This window comes from Ruegeria sp. AN11, assembly GCF_056536005.1.
In genome coordinates this window covers 579,017-597,739 of the sequence record NZ_JBQFJD010000001.1, presented here as the reverse complement: position 1 = coordinate 597,739, position 18,723 = coordinate 579,017, and the positions used below count along the sequence as shown (strand labels likewise).

Genomic DNA, 18,723 nt, shown 5'->3' with positions numbered 1-18,723 from the left:
GATGCTCAAACAAGATTGTCCGCAAGCCAGGACCGGAAGTCCACCCAGTCCTTGCGCATTTTGATTTCCTGAACTTTCGCCGTGTGCCAGTTGCAAGCCTGTTCGTGCAGGCGGGCCAATTCCTCATCCGCCTTCAACTCGGCCAGCAAAGGCGCGGCGCGGCGGGCCGCCGGCAGGATGGACTGGTCCATCTCTTTGTTGGCATTCATATCCATCCAGTAGGATTGCCCCTGATCCACTTTAATGTGATTGGTTCTCCCGCGGTCACGCTTGATCAGAAACCCGTCCATCGACCGGACCGAGTAGTGGTGAATTCGACCAAAGCTGTGATCGAAGTTTCGCCAGGCTCGCCAGCCGACCTTTGCCGCAGGGAACAGATTGCCGCTGGCATCCGACCAGGCAACGTCGCCCTCTTTTCCTTCTTCAATGCCTTTTGGTCTGTGTGGACCGAACCGGGTGAATTTTCCGTTATTGCGAAACAGCGTCTTCAAGCCGAAAGCACGGCTGGAGTGATACGGGAATTCCATATCCGCCATCACAAACGCCTCGGTCACGGGCCGGTCTTCAAAGCTGATGTTTCCGGCGCTGCCAAACAGCTTCCACGCAAACGAGATTGCATCCACTGGCTGCCCCGCGCGATGTTCCACCTGGGAAATCAGCGCGCCAAAGCTGTTATCGCCGCAGCGGATGTTCCAGAACTCATCGACATCCAGGCACAACAACCAGTCAGACTCCTTGACTTTGGGCTTGCGCCGCGCCCGCCGCAACATCTGGTGCTGAGGGTTTCCCCCTTCTTTCACCTCGTTCGACACATGTGTCGCAAGCCCCAGATCCTGCAACCTGCGGGCCATTTCGTCAGTACCGTCCTCACAATCGTTGGTGAATATCACGAAATGGTCGATGCCCAGAATCCGATGAAAAGCCACCCATTCAAGCATATAGGGGCCTTCGTTTTTCATCGTCGTAAAGATGGTAATGGTCTGTGACATTCAAGCCGTTCCCAATCTGAATTGCCCACTGTCTTACACAAGCACGCAGAACGGGGCGAGACGGGAATCCAGCAAACCGGCAATCCCGAACAAACTGATGCACCTTCGCACTCGCCTTTGAAAGGGATTGGGAACCAAAAGAATCCCAAGCAGCCACCAGATCCATAAGATCTGCACTCAGCCAAAAACAGCACCAAACGTTCATCAAATCGACAAGGTGAAAGCCTTCAGAGTGTTGCTCGGTGTATTTTGCGCTAACGCACGCCTTGAACCGAAGTCTCAATGCGGCGTGAGGATTGGTGTGTCTGGCCCGGCACCAGCAAAGCCGCCACGTTGCGCCCGAATTCGCGGGTTCGCGCTTCAACGGTGTTAAAACTGAATTCAATGATCAATCCAAACGGAGCAACGCAAAGCACGACCAGAACCGCGATAGGAACGGAAAAACTGCTTTCAACGCCGGGATAAAGTTCAACCCACATCACTTTGACCAGCGAGAATATCAAGATGTGCCACAAGTAAATTGTATAGGATCGGGACCCCATATAGTTCACTGCCCGGACTGGCCATCCGGCGAATTGCAAAGCTCGCTCATTAATTATTGCCGTGAACACGCACAGCGCGCACCCGATGCTTGTGAGCGTGCTGGCAAATGGTCCGGGTCCGAATACAGCAGGGCTTCCCAAGGCCATTAGCAAACCCAGTCCCGTGGTCAAAACAGCCACGACCCTGTTGCGCGGGATTTGATAGCGTGCCTTTAGCACAGGGACTGTGAGATAGAGAAAGCATCCCCAGATCACGCCGTCCAGCCGAAACCACCATGCCAAATCGTAAACATCCGTCCGCTGCAAAAAGGAAAATATGGCCAGAAAAATCGCACACCCAAAAACCAGACGTTGCTTGCGCAGCACCACAACAACCAATATGGGCCAAAAAAAGTAGAACTGTTCCTCCAGCGACAAGCTCCAAAAATGCGCAAGCAGAGAGATTGGTTGCCCATTTTCAATCTGCACAAACCCCCAAAGGTTCAGCCATTGGGTCAAGGCGGCAAAAGCCGCGTATCCTGTATGCTCGATGCCGCCATACTGTGTGTAGAAGTCTGACCCGGACAAAAGAACAACCGAGGCGAATGTCACCAAAACGACGATTGCCGCCGCGGGAATTAGGCGGAAAAACCTTCTGATCCAAAACCGAAGCAACAACTCCTTGGCCGAGTATTTTCCGGTTTCCAGTTCTTTAAAAATGGAAAGTGAGATTACGTACCCGCTGATTACGAAAAACAGATCAACGCCAGCACCGAACTGCAGTCGAGAGGTATAGTCATAGGTAAGCTGCGTCCAAGGCATCAGAAAGGGCAGGTGCGCGATCAGGACCAAAAATATCGAAATCCCTCGAAGGGTCTCGATATCAATGTTCTTTTGAACGGAGTGCTCCATTTTCGCCTCAGTAAGTACTGCTTGGTTTGTAGGTTTCGCGATGCCCGTTGCCCATAACCGACAGTTGCGGTCAACACCAGTCTTTCAGGCTTCCGGATACACATCATTTCGCGCGTGCGACGAAGTCTCTTTGATCGTCGCACCAGAACACAGAGAAGGCTCCTATTTGACCAGATTGCCTGTCAAATAAAGCCTAAACCGGGTATTTTTCAGATGGAGAAACTGTAGGGTGGCTACAGGTTGGTCCGCAACAGCGCAAATGAACGTTAGTTATTGTAACTTATCTATTTTCGTTGAAAAAGTGGTGCGATCGAGAGGCACCATGTTACCCCCGCTAAATGTTGCAAGTAACCCTTACCACTTTGCTGCGGTGTGTTTTGCGGATGCCGACCGTCTCGGATTGGGTCAACATGTAGCAACCAACCTCCCACAAGATGGGGGCCTGGATGGCATAGCAATCAGCAGCACATATCAAGAACACGAAGAACGGCACGATACTACAGAACGGTGACGGCCTATTGTGCTTGAAGGGCCAGAGCAATAGCAAGCGGGGACACGGGCAACCTCTCGACGGTAGCGGATCAAAATCGGGCTGGGTCCCCACCCCAAAGTCTCACTTACGAAAGCCCAAGAACAAAATGCAATGGGCCGGCGTCCTTGCCATGGGCAATAGATCGCACATCAGAGCGTGAATGGATGCGCGAAGAAACCGAGGCCAACAGAAACGACGCAGCATTTGAAAACCGGGCCTGACGGTACTCTAGGCCAGACCGGAACGTCTGTACGACGACAGGGCAGCCTTACGCTATAGCTCCACGTCATCGACAATTAAGGAAAGCGCCGGGTCCCTCGTCACTCACATGACCCGATTTGAGTTCAGTTGACCATCACGTAAAAGGGTTTGTTTTTTCGGGCAAAAGTCTGAGCAATTCACACGCCGACCCCTCTTTCGTCAGCCAAGACGCTTCGATCACCTGTAACAAGCTTGCCTTGTCAACAAGCAAAACCCTTGAGCTTTCCTCCAGCTTGGGCGTTCCGATTTAACAGGTGCAACAGTTCGACCTGATTGGACGTTCCGGTTTTAGAGAATATTGAACTGAGGTGTGAACGAACAGTTGCGGGGCCAACCGAAAGAGTTTCCGAGATTAGCTTTACCGTCATTCCTTCCCTCATCATCGCACAAACCCGGAACTCGCATCTGCTGAGCGCCGCCGGGTTCTGAGGATCAAGGATCGGGACATAGTCGCCGCCGCTGTCTTCGGACAGACGATGGCTGCGGGGCTGCTCGGACTTTGCAGAAATCGCACCGGGCAAACGGTTCTTCCATCCAGACGAAAGAGTTGAAGTCAAAACAGCTAACAAATCCAGATCGGGTCCCAGAGGGCTGACACTGTAGTGCAATTCAATGTAGTCGATATGTGACGCGGTTGTCTCAAGCGGAACCACAATGACTTCGACCAACCCTTCAGGTTTATGATATTGATAGCGAGACATTGGTGCCGCACCGGATAGCATCATATCCGTTAATGTCCAGATAGATCCCGGCTTTGCATTTGAGATGCAATCCCCGAAAACCAATTCCGCTTGGGTTTGAGGTTGCGACGGCCATATCTTCCCTTGTTGGACGCAACACCGTGCAATGTGCTTAACTTTCCAACCAGCTTTCGAAACCCTGACAATTAAAAGCGCATCCGCATTTAGCAGACGCATTAAAAAATTTGCTGCATTTAGAATAGAGCCATTGTTATTTACGGCCCGCGTCCACTCCATCACGAAGTTAAAACTGTCCTTCGCGTGGGTGCTCTTAACAAAACTGACACTCATACCCCACAACCCAACTAGATAAAAAAATCTTCGAACCAAACACGTCCGAACCTGGACGACAAATTTGTTCTACACGTAATCCATGAGCAACCGATTTCACCGCGCAGGGCGCACATCCGCGTTCAAACGGGCCACAAGCAGATTGCTATAACTCATTCATATTTATCAATTTTTTTCAAATATCTGCATATTCTCAACTACCAAGCTCCCTCCAGAGAAAAATTTCCACACCCCAAAACTGGCTATCAAATTGATTACAATTGAAGCTTTGGCCGAGCCATTGTTGACAGCCGAGATGATTCTTTCGCGCTTTAACACCCTGTTAATGCTGGGTTAATTCTTTTAATCCTTTAAGTGATAGCAACATACAACTTACATCCTTTGCGTGTAATATTTTTACCTTTGAGGGAAGGATGCTGTTTCCCACGCCCCTATTCTGATTCCAAGCTAAAGCATTTTTTGCCTGGCTTGCGCTGCATTAATGTGGAGCGTTGAAACTAACTTAACCTTTTGGGGGAAATAATGATCAAATTCGTGAAGAAGTTTGCCAAGAACGAAAGCGGTGCGGCAATTGTTGAGTACGGACTGGCCCTTTTGGTGGTCGCCTCGATTGCAGTCGGTGCATTTTCGTATCTGGGCACTACCACCAATACAAACGTGACTGGTGCCTGTGCTGCTTTGGGCAGTGCAACCTGCTGACCGAAACCAGGTCAGAACATCAAAAAATTCTGCGCCCTCACTCAAGTTTGGCGGCGCAGAATTTACCGCCAGGAATTTCGCAAAAACAGGAAAACCGAAGTTCCGTATTTGAGTGCGAGACTTTTGGAGAGAGATATGCGTATCAGACCAATCATTTCTACGCTGTTTGGAATTGCGATAGCTTCCGGTTCCGTTTACCTGGCGAAAGACCATATTCAGTTCAAGGCCAACACAGCAAGCGTATCGCCTGATGCAGATTTGGTCGAAATTTATGTGGCCAGATCGGAGATCGCATTTGGCCAAACGATCGAAGCTCACAACGTTACGATCCACCCCTGGCCGCGCGAAGCACTTCCGGCCGGAGTTTTCACGGAAATCGACGTTCTTGTTCCCGACAACCGCCGCCAATTGCGCCGCGCCAAAGGGCGGTTCTACCCCGGCGAAGTGATGCTTCTTTCAAAGGTTTCGAACTTTGGTGAAAAAGTCACGCTGGTTCAGAAACTTGGAGAAAACACCCGCGCCATGGCGATCGAGGTCGATGCCGTGACTGCGGTTGGCGGATTTGTCACGCCGGGCGATCATGTAGACATCGTCCTGACACAAGGTGCGAAGCAGGAACTTCGCGCGGTGACCATCTTGCAGAACATCCGCGTGATTGGCGTGGATCAGCAGTCAGAGGAACTCAGCGATCAACCTGAGATCGCCCGGACGATAACCGTTGAGGTCACTCCACAGCAGGGACAACGTCTGGCGCTGGCTCAAAAGGCCGGAACACTGAGTCTGACGCTCAGAACACTGGATAATGTTGAAGATGAACCCATGGAAATGGTTCGCCTGCGCGATCTTCTGCAGGAAGAAGGCCCGGTGGAGAAAGTCGAAGCTCAACCAACTGTAACGGTACGTCGGGGAACCGAGACCGAGGTTGTAACCATCCAAAGGCAGCTCAACGAAGCGGAAGAGAGAACAGACGCCGAGCCTGTCACCGAACTGGAAACGCCCCCCCAGAAGGATGCTCAGCTTGCACCGGCGGTCGCGACGCCGCAGGTCAAACCTCGCGCTCGAACGATAAAAATCAGCCAGGCACCCAGCCAGTAAGCCCTGCCATGCGAGTAGCTGCTTTCATATCCGATTTCATCAAGGATGACCGTGGTACGGTAGCAATCCTGTGGGGTACCGCCTTGGTCGCTTTCCTCGGCTTCTTTGCGATCACTCTGGATGTTGGCCGGTTGAACTCTACCCATGCCGAGCTTCAGTCGTTTGCGGACAATGTGGCCCTGGCCGCGGCCGCTGAGCTGGACGGACAACCAAATGCGATTTCGCGGGCCACAAATGCGGCGGCAAATCTGATTAGTGACAGTCAGACATTTGCGAATGGCAGCGCCGCGCTTTCAGGTTCATCTGACTATACCCTCTCGTTTCACTCCGCGCTTCCTGCTTCAGATCTTACGCCGCTCGGCGCGGACCTCACGACAGACCCGCGTCAAGCAAAGTTCGCGCACGTCGTCTTAACACCGAAATCGCTGAGCATGAGCCTTGCTTCCGCACTGGACAAAATGCTTGGAGGGAGCGGTTTCTCGGCGGCCAGCGTTTCGGCCGAAGCGGTGGCCGGATACTCGAAAGCCGCGTGCGATATTTCACCTCTCATGTTCTGCCTTCCGCCGAATTGGGAGTCCACTCTGACAGTCGGCGATCAAATCCTGCTTCGCAGTGGCGGCAACAGTACTGCCTGGGGGCCCGGTAATTTTGGCTTCATCGATCTGGCAAACTTCCAGGACACCTCGGGTGTGTGTGCAGACGAAGGAGGTAACAAACTGGCGTGCCTCATCGCGGCGCAAAACCAGATCACCCAGTGCATTCTCACCAACGGGCTGGACACGGAACCAGGGCAGAAAGTCGGCATCACAAACGCGGCATTCAACGTGCGTTTTGACATCTACCGCTCTGTTCTCAATGGCGAGAAAAACAACATAGATTTCGCACCGGCGCCGAACGTGATCAAGGGCATTGAAAAGAACGGTGGCGGCGCTTGCATTCAAGGCAACGAACAACCGACACCCGACACAACCGGCCTTGGTCGCGACCTGTGCATGGCGGCGGGTACCTGCGGCGGAAACAACCGTTTCGGCGATGGCACCTGGGATCGGGCCGGCTACCTGAACCAGAACCACGATCTGGCCGATGGGCTGGCAGACGGTGTTGGCAGTGACACTCACCTGCCCCCGTTGTCAGGGTCGAATTCAGTATTCGCGGGCACGCGATACGGGATGTATCTTCGGGAAATTGCCTACGGGAATACAAACCCTTACGCAGCACCAAACGCAAACGCCATCCTTGATCCTTCGCTTGCCGAAACCGGCCGCCCAATGTGTTCAAGCCAAATGTCGAATGACCCGGCGCGGCGCGTTGTAACAGCGGCCGGCGTTGATTGCGCACAAAACCCTGTTTCCGGTTCGACGACCGGGGTTCCCGTAACAAAATTCGTTGCCGTCTTCCTGACGGAACCGGTGGGCGATGATGGCAGCTCGCCACCCAGTTTTGACATTCACGGCGAGGTCGTCGGCTTCCCGGATGTCACCGGTGTTGGGAGCGGCGGTAATGGCTTCGGTGGCATCTTCCGCGACGTCGTACAGTTGTATCGTTAAAGGCGCACGTTCATGAGTATGAGGCACAGATTTCCTTTAAAACGTTTCGCCAGGAACGACGACGGCGCAATCCTTGTCGAGTTCGGCCTTGTTATGCCGGTCATGTTGCTTCTATTGGCCGTAACTCTGGAGTCGGCGCGCCTTATGTGGTCGTACCAGTCGGTTATTGCCGGTGTGCGCGATGCCAGCCGCTACTTGTCGCGAGTTACACCTGCAGATATCTGCACATCCGGTGGCTCTGTTGCGGGGCTGACCACGACTTTGAAAAACATTGTTGAGCAGGACATCAACGGAAATAACCTGTTTCCGTCCAGCGTGACGGTCAATTCCGTGACGCCAAGCCTGTCTTGCGTGTCCGGCACCTATCGAATGAACCCCGCCCCTGTTGGCCAGGTGAGTGCCAATATCACCATTCAGTTTCCGCTGGGCGGCATGCTGACGCTGTTCGGCAGCGGTGCGACATCGGTGACCACGGACGTCGCTGATACATCGCGGATTTTTGGCCAATGAGACGCCTGCTGGATATCCACGCGCGTTTGCGACAGAGCGGTCGCTCATTCCTGCAAGAGCAGCATGGTGGCGTTCTGGTCGAATTTGCTCTGGTCGTGTCGTTGTTTTCTTTCCTGTTCCTTGCACTGTTGGATTTTGGCAGGCTTTCGTACAGTGGAGTGAACGCACAAAAAGCAGCGCAGTTGGCCGCTCGTATCGCCGTGGTGCGTCCACCTGCGTGTGCTGGCGTTCCGCAAACTCACACGCGAGGAACATCTGCACTCCAACCCCGTTTCGGCACCTCATGCAGTGCTTCAATCGGCATATGCGCCGATCCCATGACCCCTGCGTGTTCGGGTATCGCCACCAACGCCACTGCGTCGGAAATCTGGGATCGCGTCGGTCCGCTTCTGCCACCGGGCACAACCATCAGCGCACTGCAATTTTCCTATGATTTCAATTCCAATCTGGGTTTCCTGGGCGGCCCTTACACACCCATGGTCACTGTTGAACTGAACCTGAGTGATTTTCAGTTCGTGTCGCCTCTGGCCGCTTTGGCCAACGCCGCGGGTGCGACAAGCAGCACAATCTCTTCGACAGCCGGCTATTCCAATTTCAGCGTCTCGCTGCCTGCTGAAGACCTTGCATTAGGAGAGTCAGGGTAATGAGTAACCACGTTTCAGATCTCAAGTCACAATCGGTCATGCTTCTGTCAGCAGGAGAAACAATCGCGCAGGCGGTCACAAACGCGTTTCCCGCTGTCAGAGAAAACAAGGTTTCTGAATTGGCTGGCTCGTTCAAAACACTGAACGGAACCGCCCGCGAAATGGCGTTCAAGCATGACGTGGTGATATTTGAAATCGACCCGGATGACTCGGGCGAGGTACAAGCCGTCGAAGAACTGCTGACGCATCGCGATGATGACACCTTGTTCGTGGCGCTGACGCAGAATGATCTTTCGATCACCAAAGCCCGTGAACTGCGGAAAATTGGTATCGACGAAGTGCTTCCCTTGTCGATCGATGGCGAGGGATTGAAAGCTGCGGTCAGTGAAAGAACCATATCGCGCACCGTTCCGCAGCTTCCGACCAGGAACGGTCTGTCTGCTCTGGGTCGGGTTATCCCGGTTGCAAAATCCCGTGGCGGTATCGGCGCGTCTACTGTTGCGGTGAACCTTGCGTGCTCGCTGGTGGGCAGCAAGGGCTCCTTGTTTCGGAAGACTGAGAAAAAACGCGTCGCACTTTTGGACTTCGATCTGCAATTCGGAAACGCAAACGTGTTTCTGGATCTCGAAGACAACGGAGGGTGCCTTCAGTTCATCGAAAACTCGGATGAGCCCGATGACCATTTCCTGTCATCGATCCTTCAGAGCCACAAACTCGGCATCGACGTGCTTTGCGCGCCTGCCCCTTTGGTTCCGCTTCAGTCGATACATACGAACCTTCTCGAAGGTATGCTCGATCTGCTTCAACGTCGTTACGACTATATTGTCATCGACCTGCCCTGTGCCGTTGTCGAATGGGTCGAACCCATTTTCAAGCGTGCGACCCAGCTTGCGCTGGTTACTGACACAACCGTGCCATGCGTGCGCCAAGCGCGACGTTTGATTGATTTCTACCGCGAAGCCAATGTCTCTCTTCCGGTCGAGGTTATTGTGAACCGCGAACCTAAGACTCTGCTCAAGCCGGGGCACGTTCGCGAGGCAGAGAAAGTCCTGAAAACCAAGCTGAAACACTGGCTGCCCGAGAACCACAAGGTCGCCCGCAACTCAGTCGATCTTGGGCGTCCCATCGTGGACATGAAGCCAGGATCCGACCTTGGCAAAGCCCTGACAAAACTTGCTGGCGCGATGTCTGAAGACGTTCGGCCCGTGGCGACAAAAACGACTTAAAAAAGGAGATCACCGTGTTCAATGAGTATAGATCACGCAAGGCTGCATCCAATTCGAATGTCTTGGTCCTTGAGCAGCCAATCGAAGTGCCCAGGCCCAAGGTGATTCCGGAACCCGTGGACGTTGATCTGCAAGCGCATCTGGAGCTCAAAAGCCGCTTGCACGGCGAACTTCTTGACCGGCTAAACTTGTCCGTGATCGACAAGGTTGAGCGGTCGGAGCTGAAACGTCAGATCGCATCGTTGGTGACAGGCCTGATCGAGGCGGAAAACCTTCATTTGCGGTCCGAGGCTTTCACATCACTGGTCGACGAGTTGATTCACGAAGTGATGGGGCTGGGTCCGCTGGAACCACTTCTGGAAGACCCGACGGTCAACGACATTCTGGTCAACTCATATGATCAAGTCTACGTGGAACGCTTTGGTTTGTTAGAAGAATCGACGGCACGCTTTCGCGATGAACGCCATCTGCTTCGGATAATTGACAAGATCGTCAGCAAAGTCGGTCGTCGCATTGATGAATCCCAGCCATGGGTCGATGCGCGCCTGGAAGACGGCAGCCGTGTCAACGCAATCATTCGCCCGTGTTCCGTGGACGGGCCTGCGCTGTCGATCCGCAAATTCTCGCGCAATCCTTTGACGATCGACAAGCTCGTTCAGCGAGAAAGCATGAACGGCCAAGCTGCCAAGCTTCTGGAGGCGCTGGTCGAAGCAAGGTTGAACATCCTGATTTCCGGTGGCACCGGTTCCGGCAAAACAACGATGCTGAACGCCGTTTCATCCTTTATCGACGGCAATCAGCGTATCGTAACAATCGAGGACGCCGCCGAACTTCAGCTGCAACAAAGCCATGTGGTTCGTCTGGAAACCCGCCCCCCAAACTCGGAGGGCCAGGGCGTGATCACTCAACGCGATCTGGTGCGCAATGCGCTCAGGATGCGGCCGGATCGCATCATTGTCGGGGAAGTTCGTGGGGCTGAATGTTTTGACATGCTTCAGGCCATGAACACCGGCCATGACGGGTCGATGACGACCGTTCACGCAAACTCAGCGCGTGATGCGCTCAGTCGGGTGGAACAGATGGTGACTATGTTGGGGGCAGAATTGCCCATCAAGACCATCCGGTCTCAAATCGCTTCGGCCATCCAAATCGTGTTGCAACTGAGCCGCCTCAGCGATGGCACACGCAGGGTCGTCAGCATTTCGGAAATCACCGGCATGGAGGACGACACGATCACCATGCAGGACATCTTTGTCTTCAAACGTCGCGGAAAGTCTGAAAACGGGGATGTATTGGGAGAGTTCCTGCCGACCGGCATCCGCCCAAAATGCTTCGACCAACTGGTTGCCGCGGGCATTGATGTGGATAGCGACATGTTTATTCGCGGGGCAATGACGTCATGATTGATCTGCAACCAAACACACTGAACATTCTGATCTATATCGCGATTTTTCTGGGCATTCTGCTGGTTTACGAGGGTCTGCACCAGCTTCTGCTTCGCAGGGAAACCCAAAGCGAAGCCAGGAACCGGCGCATGAAGATGATTCAGGACGGAGCCTCAAGTGATCAAGTACTGCAAGTCCTTCGGGATCCCGCGATGCTCGCCGCCGGAGAAAAAGCCGGTCCAATAGTTCGTTTTCGCCGTTTGCTCGTTCAAGCGGGGTTAACGATCAGTCCGATATGGGCTGCCCTCGCAGTCGTGTTCTTGGCCTTGTTGACCTTCGCAGGCGCGTCCCGGTTTCTCGTCCAGGAATTGGCAGCCCTTCTGAGCGCGGTTCTCGGTCTCGTTGGGCCGTTCATCGTGCTGGTCGCCATGAAGAACGCTCGATCGAAGAAGCTGACAAAACAACTGCCGGACGCTCTGGATTTGATGGCCCGGGGATTGAAGGTTGGTCATCCGGTTGCTGTTACGGTTGGAAACGTCGCAACGGACTTGCCGGATCCAATCGGCACGGAATTTGGCATCATCAAAGATCAGATCAATTACGGCGATGATGTCGCGACTGCCTTTCACGACTTTGCGCAACGCGTTGGCACCGAGGACGCAAAGTACCTTGCCGTAAGTATTGGCATTCAGCATGGAACCGGCGGCAACCTTGCGCGGGTTCTGACCATCCTGTCCCAGACCATCAGGGACCGGCACACCATGCAGAAAAAGATCAAGGCGATTTCCGCTGAAGGGCGTCTGAGCAGCCTAATCCTCACGATCTTGCCGATAATTATCTACCTATCGATCGAAATTTCCACGCCTACCTTCTACGGCGACGTTCGCAATGACCCACTGTTTCCCTATTTCGCCTGCGTGATTGTAGGCCTGACAATTGCGCAGGGGCTCATCTTGAACCGCTTGGTTAAGTTCAAGTTCTAAAAAAGGGGCTGATGATATGGATATTATTCAAGAGTTTCTGAGTGAGCAAAGCCTCTCGCCGCAGTTCTTTTTGCTCGTAGGAATTGCCCTTAGCGTGTTCTTTGTTGTCATGGGCCTGTCCGGGTTAACCGAGGCCGACAATACGGCGGCGCAGCGCATGCGTGGAGGGTCAGTTTCAAGTGGGCACGGTCAGGATTTTGACCTCATACAAGGCGACAACAGTGATCCGCACGGGCTTCTCAAGGCGTTCGTTCCGTCGTCGAAGAACGAACGTTCCAAGATTGGCAAGCTCCTAAGACAGGCTGGCATTCAACGAAAGCACGCCATTCGCACATACTACACCTGCCGTGTAATTTTGGGATTTGTCCTGCCGGCCACGTTTGTCGCAGCCATGGCGCTGCCAATAGAAACCCAGGTTCAATTGGGGATCGCCGGCATATTGCAGGGTGTTACTTGGATGAACACATTGCAGATCGTAACGGTTTTGATGGTCTCGGGCTTCTATGGACCCGCAATCTGGTTGCGCTTTCGCATAAAGAAACGCCGCCAGGCAATTGAACACAGCCTGCCAAACGCACTCGATCTGCTGCAGGTGGCAATTGAAGCCGGTCTGGGTTTTGATGCAGCGATGATCCGTGTGTCACATGAGATGGCAAGTGCGGCGCCCGAGATTTCGCAGGAGTTCTCAATTCTTCAGCTGGAATTGCAGGCGGGCAAGGAACGACAGGCCGCCTTTCTTGACATGGCCGACCGGGTCGGAATCGACGAGTTGAGTTCATTTGCCAACGCGTTTTTGCAATCCAACCAGTATGGCACCAGCATTTCCGCATCGTTGCGCAGGTTTGCGACTGACATGAGGCTTGATCGCGAACTACGTGCTCAGGAAAAGGCAAACCGCCTTCCAGTGCAAATGTCCGCCGTTATGGCCATGTGCATGATGCCCGTTTTGTTGTTGATTTGCCTTGCGCCAATGCTGATCCGCTGGGTGAACATGTTTGGGTGATGCAAAGCTGGTGGTAATGAGATCTTCGACTAAGCGGTCATTCCGTGGTGACTTTAGCCACATCCAGAATTCGGATATGCTCCGGTGACCTTCGGCTTGCAAAAAACTGCCTCAACGATCCGCCAGATCAATTATTTCACAGACGTAAAGCGCTACATGGCCAGCAAGCATATTTTGCCAAGCGCGGGACGCAATCTAAGGCAGCCTAAATCCGCCTCACTTTCAGGGTAATTTTACATTGCTTTAAAAGGATTTTTGGTGCGGTCGAGAAGCATCTAGAACAATCGAACTAGCGCCCATGAAACCTTATGTTTATAGGTAAACCCCCATAGGGCAGCCTACATATTTCCCAAAATGTATGCTGTCCTGAGTGGTATTGTGTGTTGTCTGTTTTTGTCAATACACGTGTTGAAAATGTATCGGCCCGTAGAATATTTCGGCCTAGAAACACTCTACATACTGCAACCAAGTAACTACTGGGTATTACAAGAAGTGTTTCAGTGTCCTCCCGCTAAGTTCTCTATGTCGACGAGGCGAGGCGAGGTGAGAGGCCCGATCTGGTTGATTCTCATAGCAATCCGCCTTCTTTGATTTGCCGTGTAATGGCCAAATCATGATCCCAAATTGCTTGGCATGTTGATTGTTGATTTGATGACGAAACCCTTTGGGCGGAGGTTGCATGCCTCATTTTGCGGCCTCCGCCTCTTTGCTATTGGGAAGAAATCCCCGGGGCTGAGCGAAGTTCCTTTTCCTTCCGCGAACACCAATATCTCTTCTTTGCTAGTATCGGGAATTGATCACCTAACGTACCAGCTCTGGAAAGTTGAAGGAAGCTCTTCGATTGCAGCAAGCACTCGCCGATAATCGTCTCGCGCTCACTGATCGAAGTCTCGCAATCGGCTCTGTTGCACAAAACGCGTGAGGGATTCATCTTGTGAATCCAGTGTGGTAGCTGGGATGCATTAGCAGACCTACACCCCCAACCTACAGGACCAAGAACTGGCCAGCTTATAACGAAGCGCTCAAGCGCCGGGGTTCGCTGACGATCTGGTTCGACCCTGAGATGAGCTGGGATGGCGCGCCGACAGGCAGGCGTGGCCGCCAGCAGATCTACAGCGACGCCGCTATACAGACGTGCCTTTCGATGAAGGTGCTGTTCGGGATGGCGCTCCGGCAAACAACTGGCTTCGTCGAAAGTCTGCTTCGACTGGTTGGCCTCGACTGGACGGTGTCCGACTTCAGCACGCTGTCGCGCCGTCAAAAGACGTTGGCCGTCAATATCCCGTATTGCGGCTCCAAGGGTCCGCTACACCTGCTGATCGACAGCACCGGCATCAAGGTCGAGGGCGAAGGCGAATGGCACGCCCTCAAACATGGTGGCCCGAAGCATCGCGTCTGGCGCAAGGTCCACCTCGGGATTGACGAGGAAACGCTGGAGATCCGGGCTGTTGAGATCACCGGGAGCCACATTGGTGAAGCACCGGTTTTGCCCGACCTGCTCGGCCAGATCCCGGCGGACCAGGAAATCGGCATCGTCACGGCAGATGGGGCCTACGACACACGCAATTGCCACGATGCCATCGCTGACCGCGGCGCCCACGCCGTCATCCCGCCCGGCAAGAACGCCAAGCCATGGAAGACCGTCACCGCTGGTGCCGTAGCGCGCAACGAGGCGCTGCGGGCATCGAAATACCTCGGCCGCGCCCTCTGGCGAAGATGGAGCGGTTACCACCGCCGGAGCCGCGTCGAGACCAAGATGCATTGTGTGAAACTGCTGGGACAACGGCTCATGGCGAGGGACTTCGAGCGACAGGTCGCCGAGTTCCAGGTCCGCATCGCCGTCCTGAACGGCTACACCGCGCTCGGCATACCCGTCACGGGAGCTGTGAGATAAGTCCGTTCGGGGAAAGGGGAACCTCGGCGTTCAGCCGATTTGTGCAACAGAGCCCTCGCAATCGCAAAGATCTCGAAGCCTTCGAAAATTTTGGATTTATGTTATTATACAACCCATTAGCTATAGTTTTCGATGGAGGTTTTTTATATTTAAGCTCTCACGGGGTGGGAACAACGTTCCTGCGGAAGTCCAAAGATGGCAATATTTTCTGTTAAAGAATAACATCCCTCAAGTGGGCATCATCGATGCTATTTTCGGGAGCAATTCTGAAACAGGTACTAAGGTTTTTCAGATGCAGAATGGCTTAACCGCAAATGGCAGGGTGGATGAAAAAACTCTGAAAGCTGCAGCTACTTTGGGCTACAATATTCTGCCAAAGGACTACTACAAAAAACGGTCTGGGATCGACTGGCTACCCAAACCTGCTAAGCTGAAGTCGCCCACTAATGCTTGGCGAAACAAGAAGTTTACGGCTTTTGACTTTATTCAAAAGTCCAAGCCGCCACGGCACGATGAGGAAGCTATCGTCGTAAAAGGGTCGCATGACGGAAAATCTTCAGATTGGGAAGAAGACTTCATCGTCAACTTTTACGACAACCGATTTGAGTTCGCTTCGGGATACAGAGGTTACATCAGGTGTCACAAGCCTATGGTTCCCAGGATCAAAAGCCTCCTTGATGATTGGGAGGACGCGAGTTTGCTTCACCTTGTTCTCAATTACGCAGGTTGCTTCGTGCCTCGTTACAAACGAGACAAGGCTCCCCATCCCACTAAAGGTCATGGGAAAAAGAGCAGTGCAAAAGTTAGCAATTTGAGCAACCATTCTTTTGGATCTGCAATCGACATCAGCACCCATTGGAACCGCTGGAAGAAGACGCCTGCGCTATGCGGGAACAAAGGGTCTGTCCGCGAGCTCGTCGAAATCGCGAATAATGCGGGTTTCTACTGGGGCGGACATTACAACAAGACCAAGGATGGAATGCACTTTGAAATGGCTAAGTGAGCGTTTTCCGCCCTGCCAGAAGCTGGCACCGTGTCCAATTCACTAGTTTTGTGAACCCAAAAACAACAGAAGCACCCTTTCTGCGGGTCACCACAAAAGGGGTGCTTTTAGATCAAGACACACGGGTTTCTGATCTGCTTGATTTTCCACAGCATGGACTTTTACAAGCGGAGGCAAGGTCTAGGGTCAGGACCCATTGATTTCCGCTTGGCTGCGTGGTTCACGGTTCGAAAATCGGGCGGTGACCATGTCTGATCTTTTCTGGCTGACTGATGCGCAGATGGCACTTCTTGAGCCTTTCTTCCCCAAGTCCCACGGCAAACCACGCGTTGATGATCGACGTGTGTTATTCGACATTATCTTCATTAATCGCAATGGGTTGAGATGGCGCGATGCCCCTTCGGCGTATGGCCCACACAAGACGCTCTATAACCGTTGGAAGCGGTGGAGCGACAAAGGCATCTTCGCCCGGATGATGGCCGGTCTGGCTGCCGAACACGGTGAAGAGAAGACCGTGATGATCGATGCCACCTACCTGAAAGCCCACCGTACCGCAACCAGTTTGGGCGTCAAAAAAGGGGGCGTGGATGCCTGATCGGTCGCACCAAGGGCGGCATGAACACCAAGTTGCATGCCATCTGCGACGACCGGGGACGTCCGCTCAACCTGTTTATCACCGCCGGTCAGGTCAGCGATTAAATTGGTGCGCGGGCACGGCTGAGCGGCCTGCCGGATGTTGATTGGCTGCTCGGGGATCGTGGCTATTACGCCGATTGATTCCGGGAAGCGTTGAAAGACAAGGGGATACGCGCCTGCATCCCTGGCCGGAAGCAGCGGAAGAAACCGGTTAAGTACGACAAGCGTCGTTACAGACGGCGCAACCGGATCGAGATCATGTTCGGCAGGTTGAAGGATTGACGGCGTGTGGCAACCCGCTATGACAGGTGCCCGAAGGTCTTCCTGTCAGCAATCGCCCTCGCAGCACTCGTTATCTATTGGCTATGAGATGCTGTAACGGGGCCTGCGTCACGCACCGCCGTTGCCACTTGCCAGATCCGCGTTGAGTTGTCGCCATTCCCGTATTGAACCCACATGGAGGACGACGGGATGGAGTTGTTTATTGGATTGGATGTGTCGTTGGCGAAGACTGCAGTTTGTGTGGTCAGCGAGCATGGCCAGATCGTCAAAGAGGCGGAGACCGAAAGTGAACCCGAAGCTCTGGCACGCTGGTTGGACGAACTTGACGGCAGCATCGTGGTAATTGGCTTGGAAGCCGGGCCACTGTCGCAATGGCTGCACCGAGGGCTGACAGAAGCTGGCCTTGATGCCGTGCTCATGGAAACGCGCCAGGTGAAAGGAGCGCTGAAGGCGATGCCGATCAAGACGGATCGACGCGATGCAGAAGGGATTGCACGCCTTCTTCATCTCGGCTGGTTCCGTCCGGTCCACTGTAAATCCGTCTCTGCTAAGGAAACCCGAGCCGTTCTCGGCGCTCGAAAGGCTATCCAGCAGAATATGATCGCTTTGGAAATGTCGTTGCGCGGACTGCTGCGGAACTTTGGCCTTAAGGTCGGCACGATCTCTCGCGGTAGGTTCGAGACGCGCATTCGGGAATTGGCGGATGGCAATCCGATGCTGGAAACCGCGACAGCACCTATGCTTCGGGCCAGAGCATCCCTGCGACAGGAACTGGCCGGTCTTGAAAAGCGCGTGCGCCAGTTGGCTGGGAATGACCCCGTATGCCGCCGCCTCATGACGATGCCAGGGGTCGGTGCAGTCGTCGCGCTGACTTTTTGCGCAGCTGTCGATGATCCGAGCCGCTTTCGGTCTTCGAAGAGGGTTGGTCCCTGGGTTGGCCTGACACCCTCACGCAGCCAGTCCGGTGAACGGGACGTGTCAGGCGGTATCACCAAAGCTGGTGACGTCAATCTAAGACGAGCATTATGTCAGGCCGCAACTGTCATGATGAACCGTGGCCGATCGACATGGCTGAGAACATGGGGAGCGCAGCTCGCACAGCGGCGTGGTCGCAAAATCGCGATGGTCGCCCTCGCACGCCGCATCGCTGTCATCCTCCATCGGATTTGGATCAATGGCACAACCTTCCAAGCGGATGCCGCGCCAAACCTTGCCTGACCGGTCGCCACGTCACCCGTTGCCTGCCTGATCGCAGGCTGTCGAGGTCCCGCAGGGACGTGGTTCCGATGATGCCGAGGTCAGGACAGTAGCTGACATTCGTCAAGCACGCCTATGAGATGGGCACATCGGAATTACATCGAACCCGCATCATGTTGGCAGCCGCCGCGCTGACCACGAACCGAAGCATGTACCCGAAGGACCTCAACCGAAGACAGCCAGACAGCTAAGGCAAGCAAACCCGATCCCAGCGAACCGCCCTGGCGGATCAAATTGACTGCGTAAATCGCTTGACTGAGACGACCCCGTTACCGAAGTCCTGACCCTAATCACCATCCATATATGCAGTTTT

General features: G+C 53.8%; 15 protein-coding genes and 1 pseudogene. 13 read left to right on the top strand and 3 right to left on the bottom strand.

The features are described 5' to 3' along the window. Window positions 1-5 precede the first annotated feature (5 nt). From ACR3EQ_RS02930 to ACR3EQ_RS02920, 3 genes are all read right to left on the bottom strand, one after another. Window positions 6-989, bottom strand: coding sequence for a glycosyltransferase family 2 protein (locus ACR3EQ_RS02930; protein WP_480489688.1), 984 nt, complete (start codon window positions 987-989; stop codon window positions 6-8). A gap of 254 nt (window positions 990-1,243) precedes the next feature. Next, the gene (locus ACR3EQ_RS02925; protein WP_480489687.1) at window positions 1,244-2,422 is read right to left on the bottom strand and encodes an acyltransferase family protein; all 1,179 of its coding nucleotides are present in this window, start codon (window positions 2,420-2,422) and stop codon (window positions 1,244-1,246) included. A 993-nt stretch (window positions 2,423-3,415) separates the two neighbouring features. Beyond that, window positions 3,416-4,246, bottom strand: coding sequence for a helix-turn-helix domain-containing protein (locus ACR3EQ_RS02920; RefSeq protein ID WP_170619042.1), 831 nt, complete (start codon window positions 4,244-4,246; stop codon window positions 3,416-3,418). 522 nt (window positions 4,247-4,768) lie between these two features. Between ACR3EQ_RS02920 and ACR3EQ_RS02915 the strand changes: the two genes are divergently transcribed. The 13 genes and pseudogenes from ACR3EQ_RS02915 (at window position 4,769) to ACR3EQ_RS02855 (ending at window position 18,371) form a co-directional block, all read left to right on the top strand. After that, window positions 4,769-4,945, top strand: a complete 177-nt coding sequence (locus ACR3EQ_RS02915; protein ID WP_170616089.1) for a Flp family type IVb pilin — start codon at window positions 4,769-4,771, stop codon at window positions 4,943-4,945. A gap of 135 nt (window positions 4,946-5,080) precedes the next feature. Continuing rightward, the gene (cpaB, locus tag ACR3EQ_RS02910) at window positions 5,081-6,040 is read left to right on the top strand and encodes a Flp pilus assembly protein CpaB (RefSeq protein ID WP_170616087.1); all 960 of its coding nucleotides are present in this window, start codon (window positions 5,081-5,083) and stop codon (window positions 6,038-6,040) included. A gap of 8 nt (window positions 6,041-6,048) precedes the next feature. Beyond that, window positions 6,049-7,587 carry a TadE/TadG family type IV pilus assembly protein gene (locus tag ACR3EQ_RS02905; protein ID WP_480489686.1) on the top strand — a complete coding sequence of 513 codons (1,539 nt, stop codon included), beginning with the start codon at window positions 6,049-6,051 and terminating at the stop codon, window positions 7,585-7,587. Between the two features lie 12 nt (window positions 7,588-7,599). Continuing rightward, window positions 7,600-8,097, top strand: coding sequence for a TadE/TadG family type IV pilus assembly protein (locus ACR3EQ_RS02900; RefSeq protein ID WP_480489685.1), 498 nt, complete (start codon window positions 7,600-7,602; stop codon window positions 8,095-8,097). After that, window positions 8,094-8,741, top strand: coding sequence for a TadE/TadG family type IV pilus assembly protein (locus ACR3EQ_RS02895; protein ID WP_480489684.1), 648 nt, complete (start codon window positions 8,094-8,096; stop codon window positions 8,739-8,741). Before ACR3EQ_RS02900 ends, ACR3EQ_RS02895 begins: the two co-directional genes overlap by 4 nt. After that, window positions 8,741-9,967 (top strand): AAA family ATPase, encoded by a 1,227-nt coding sequence (locus ACR3EQ_RS02890; RefSeq protein WP_170616078.1) that lies wholly within the window; start codon window positions 8,741-8,743, stop codon window positions 9,965-9,967. Before ACR3EQ_RS02895 ends, ACR3EQ_RS02890 begins: the two co-directional genes overlap by 1 nt. 14 nt (window positions 9,968-9,981) lie before the next feature. Then, window positions 9,982-11,370, top strand: a complete 1,389-nt coding sequence (locus ACR3EQ_RS02885; protein WP_480440180.1) for a TadA family conjugal transfer-associated ATPase — start codon at window positions 9,982-9,984, stop codon at window positions 11,368-11,370. Then, window positions 11,367-12,335, top strand: coding sequence for a type II secretion system F family protein (locus tag ACR3EQ_RS02880; RefSeq protein ID WP_170616076.1), 969 nt, complete (start codon window positions 11,367-11,369; stop codon window positions 12,333-12,335). Before ACR3EQ_RS02885 ends, ACR3EQ_RS02880 begins: the two co-directional genes overlap by 4 nt. A gap of 16 nt (window positions 12,336-12,351) precedes the next feature. Next, the gene (locus tag ACR3EQ_RS02875; RefSeq protein WP_170616074.1) at window positions 12,352-13,338 is read left to right on the top strand and encodes a type II secretion system F family protein; all 987 of its coding nucleotides are present in this window, start codon (window positions 12,352-12,354) and stop codon (window positions 13,336-13,338) included. Between the two features lie 961 nt (window positions 13,339-14,299). Continuing rightward, window positions 14,300-15,232: an IS5 family transposase gene (locus ACR3EQ_RS02870; RefSeq protein ID WP_480491737.1), complete on the top strand. Its 933-nt coding sequence runs from the start codon at window positions 14,300-14,302 to the stop codon at window positions 15,230-15,232. Between the two features lie 37 nt (window positions 15,233-15,269). After that, window positions 15,270-16,235: a M15 family metallopeptidase gene (locus ACR3EQ_RS02865; RefSeq protein ID WP_480491735.1), complete on the top strand. Its 966-nt coding sequence runs from the start codon at window positions 15,270-15,272 to the stop codon at window positions 16,233-16,235. 247 nt (window positions 16,236-16,482) lie between these two features. Continuing rightward, window positions 16,483-17,240, top strand: a pseudogene (locus ACR3EQ_RS02860) (IS5 family transposase). Window positions 17,241-17,342: 102 nt separating this feature from the next. Next, window positions 17,343-18,371, top strand: coding sequence for an IS110 family RNA-guided transposase (locus tag ACR3EQ_RS02855; protein WP_480489683.1), 1,029 nt, complete (start codon window positions 17,343-17,345; stop codon window positions 18,369-18,371). Window positions 18,372-18,723: the final 352 nt, after the last annotated feature.

Bases quoted from the DNA above. Each gene is read 5' to 3' on its own strand.
- ACR3EQ_RS02930 (WP_480489688.1), bottom strand. From the start codon at position 989: ATGTCACAGACCATTACCATCTTTACGACGATGAAAAACGAAGGCCCC.
- ACR3EQ_RS02925 (WP_480489687.1), bottom strand. From the start codon at position 2,422: ATGGAGCACTCCGTTCAAAAGAACATTGATATCGAGACCCTTCGAGGG.
- ACR3EQ_RS02920 (WP_170619042.1), bottom strand. From the start codon at position 4,246: ATGAGTGTCAGTTTTGTTAAGAGCACCCACGCGAAGGACAGTTTTAAC.
- ACR3EQ_RS02915 (WP_170616089.1), top strand. From the start codon at position 4,769: ATGATCAAATTCGTGAAGAAGTTTGCCAAGAACGAAAGCGGTGCGGCA.
- cpaB (WP_170616087.1), top strand. From the start codon at position 5,081: ATGCGTATCAGACCAATCATTTCTACGCTGTTTGGAATTGCGATAGCT.
- ACR3EQ_RS02905 (WP_480489686.1), top strand. From the start codon at position 6,049: ATGCGAGTAGCTGCTTTCATATCCGATTTCATCAAGGATGACCGTGGT.
- ACR3EQ_RS02900 (WP_480489685.1), top strand. From the start codon at position 7,600: ATGAGTATGAGGCACAGATTTCCTTTAAAACGTTTCGCCAGGAACGAC.
- ACR3EQ_RS02895 (WP_480489684.1), top strand. From the start codon at position 8,094: ATGAGACGCCTGCTGGATATCCACGCGCGTTTGCGACAGAGCGGTCGC.
- ACR3EQ_RS02890 (WP_170616078.1), top strand. From the start codon at position 8,741: ATGAGTAACCACGTTTCAGATCTCAAGTCACAATCGGTCATGCTTCTG.
- ACR3EQ_RS02880 (WP_170616076.1), top strand. From the start codon at position 11,367: ATGATTGATCTGCAACCAAACACACTGAACATTCTGATCTATATCGCG.
- ACR3EQ_RS02875 (WP_170616074.1), top strand. From the start codon at position 12,352: ATGGATATTATTCAAGAGTTTCTGAGTGAGCAAAGCCTCTCGCCGCAG.
- ACR3EQ_RS02855 (WP_480489683.1), top strand. From the start codon at position 17,343: ATGGAGTTGTTTATTGGATTGGATGTGTCGTTGGCGAAGACTGCAGTT.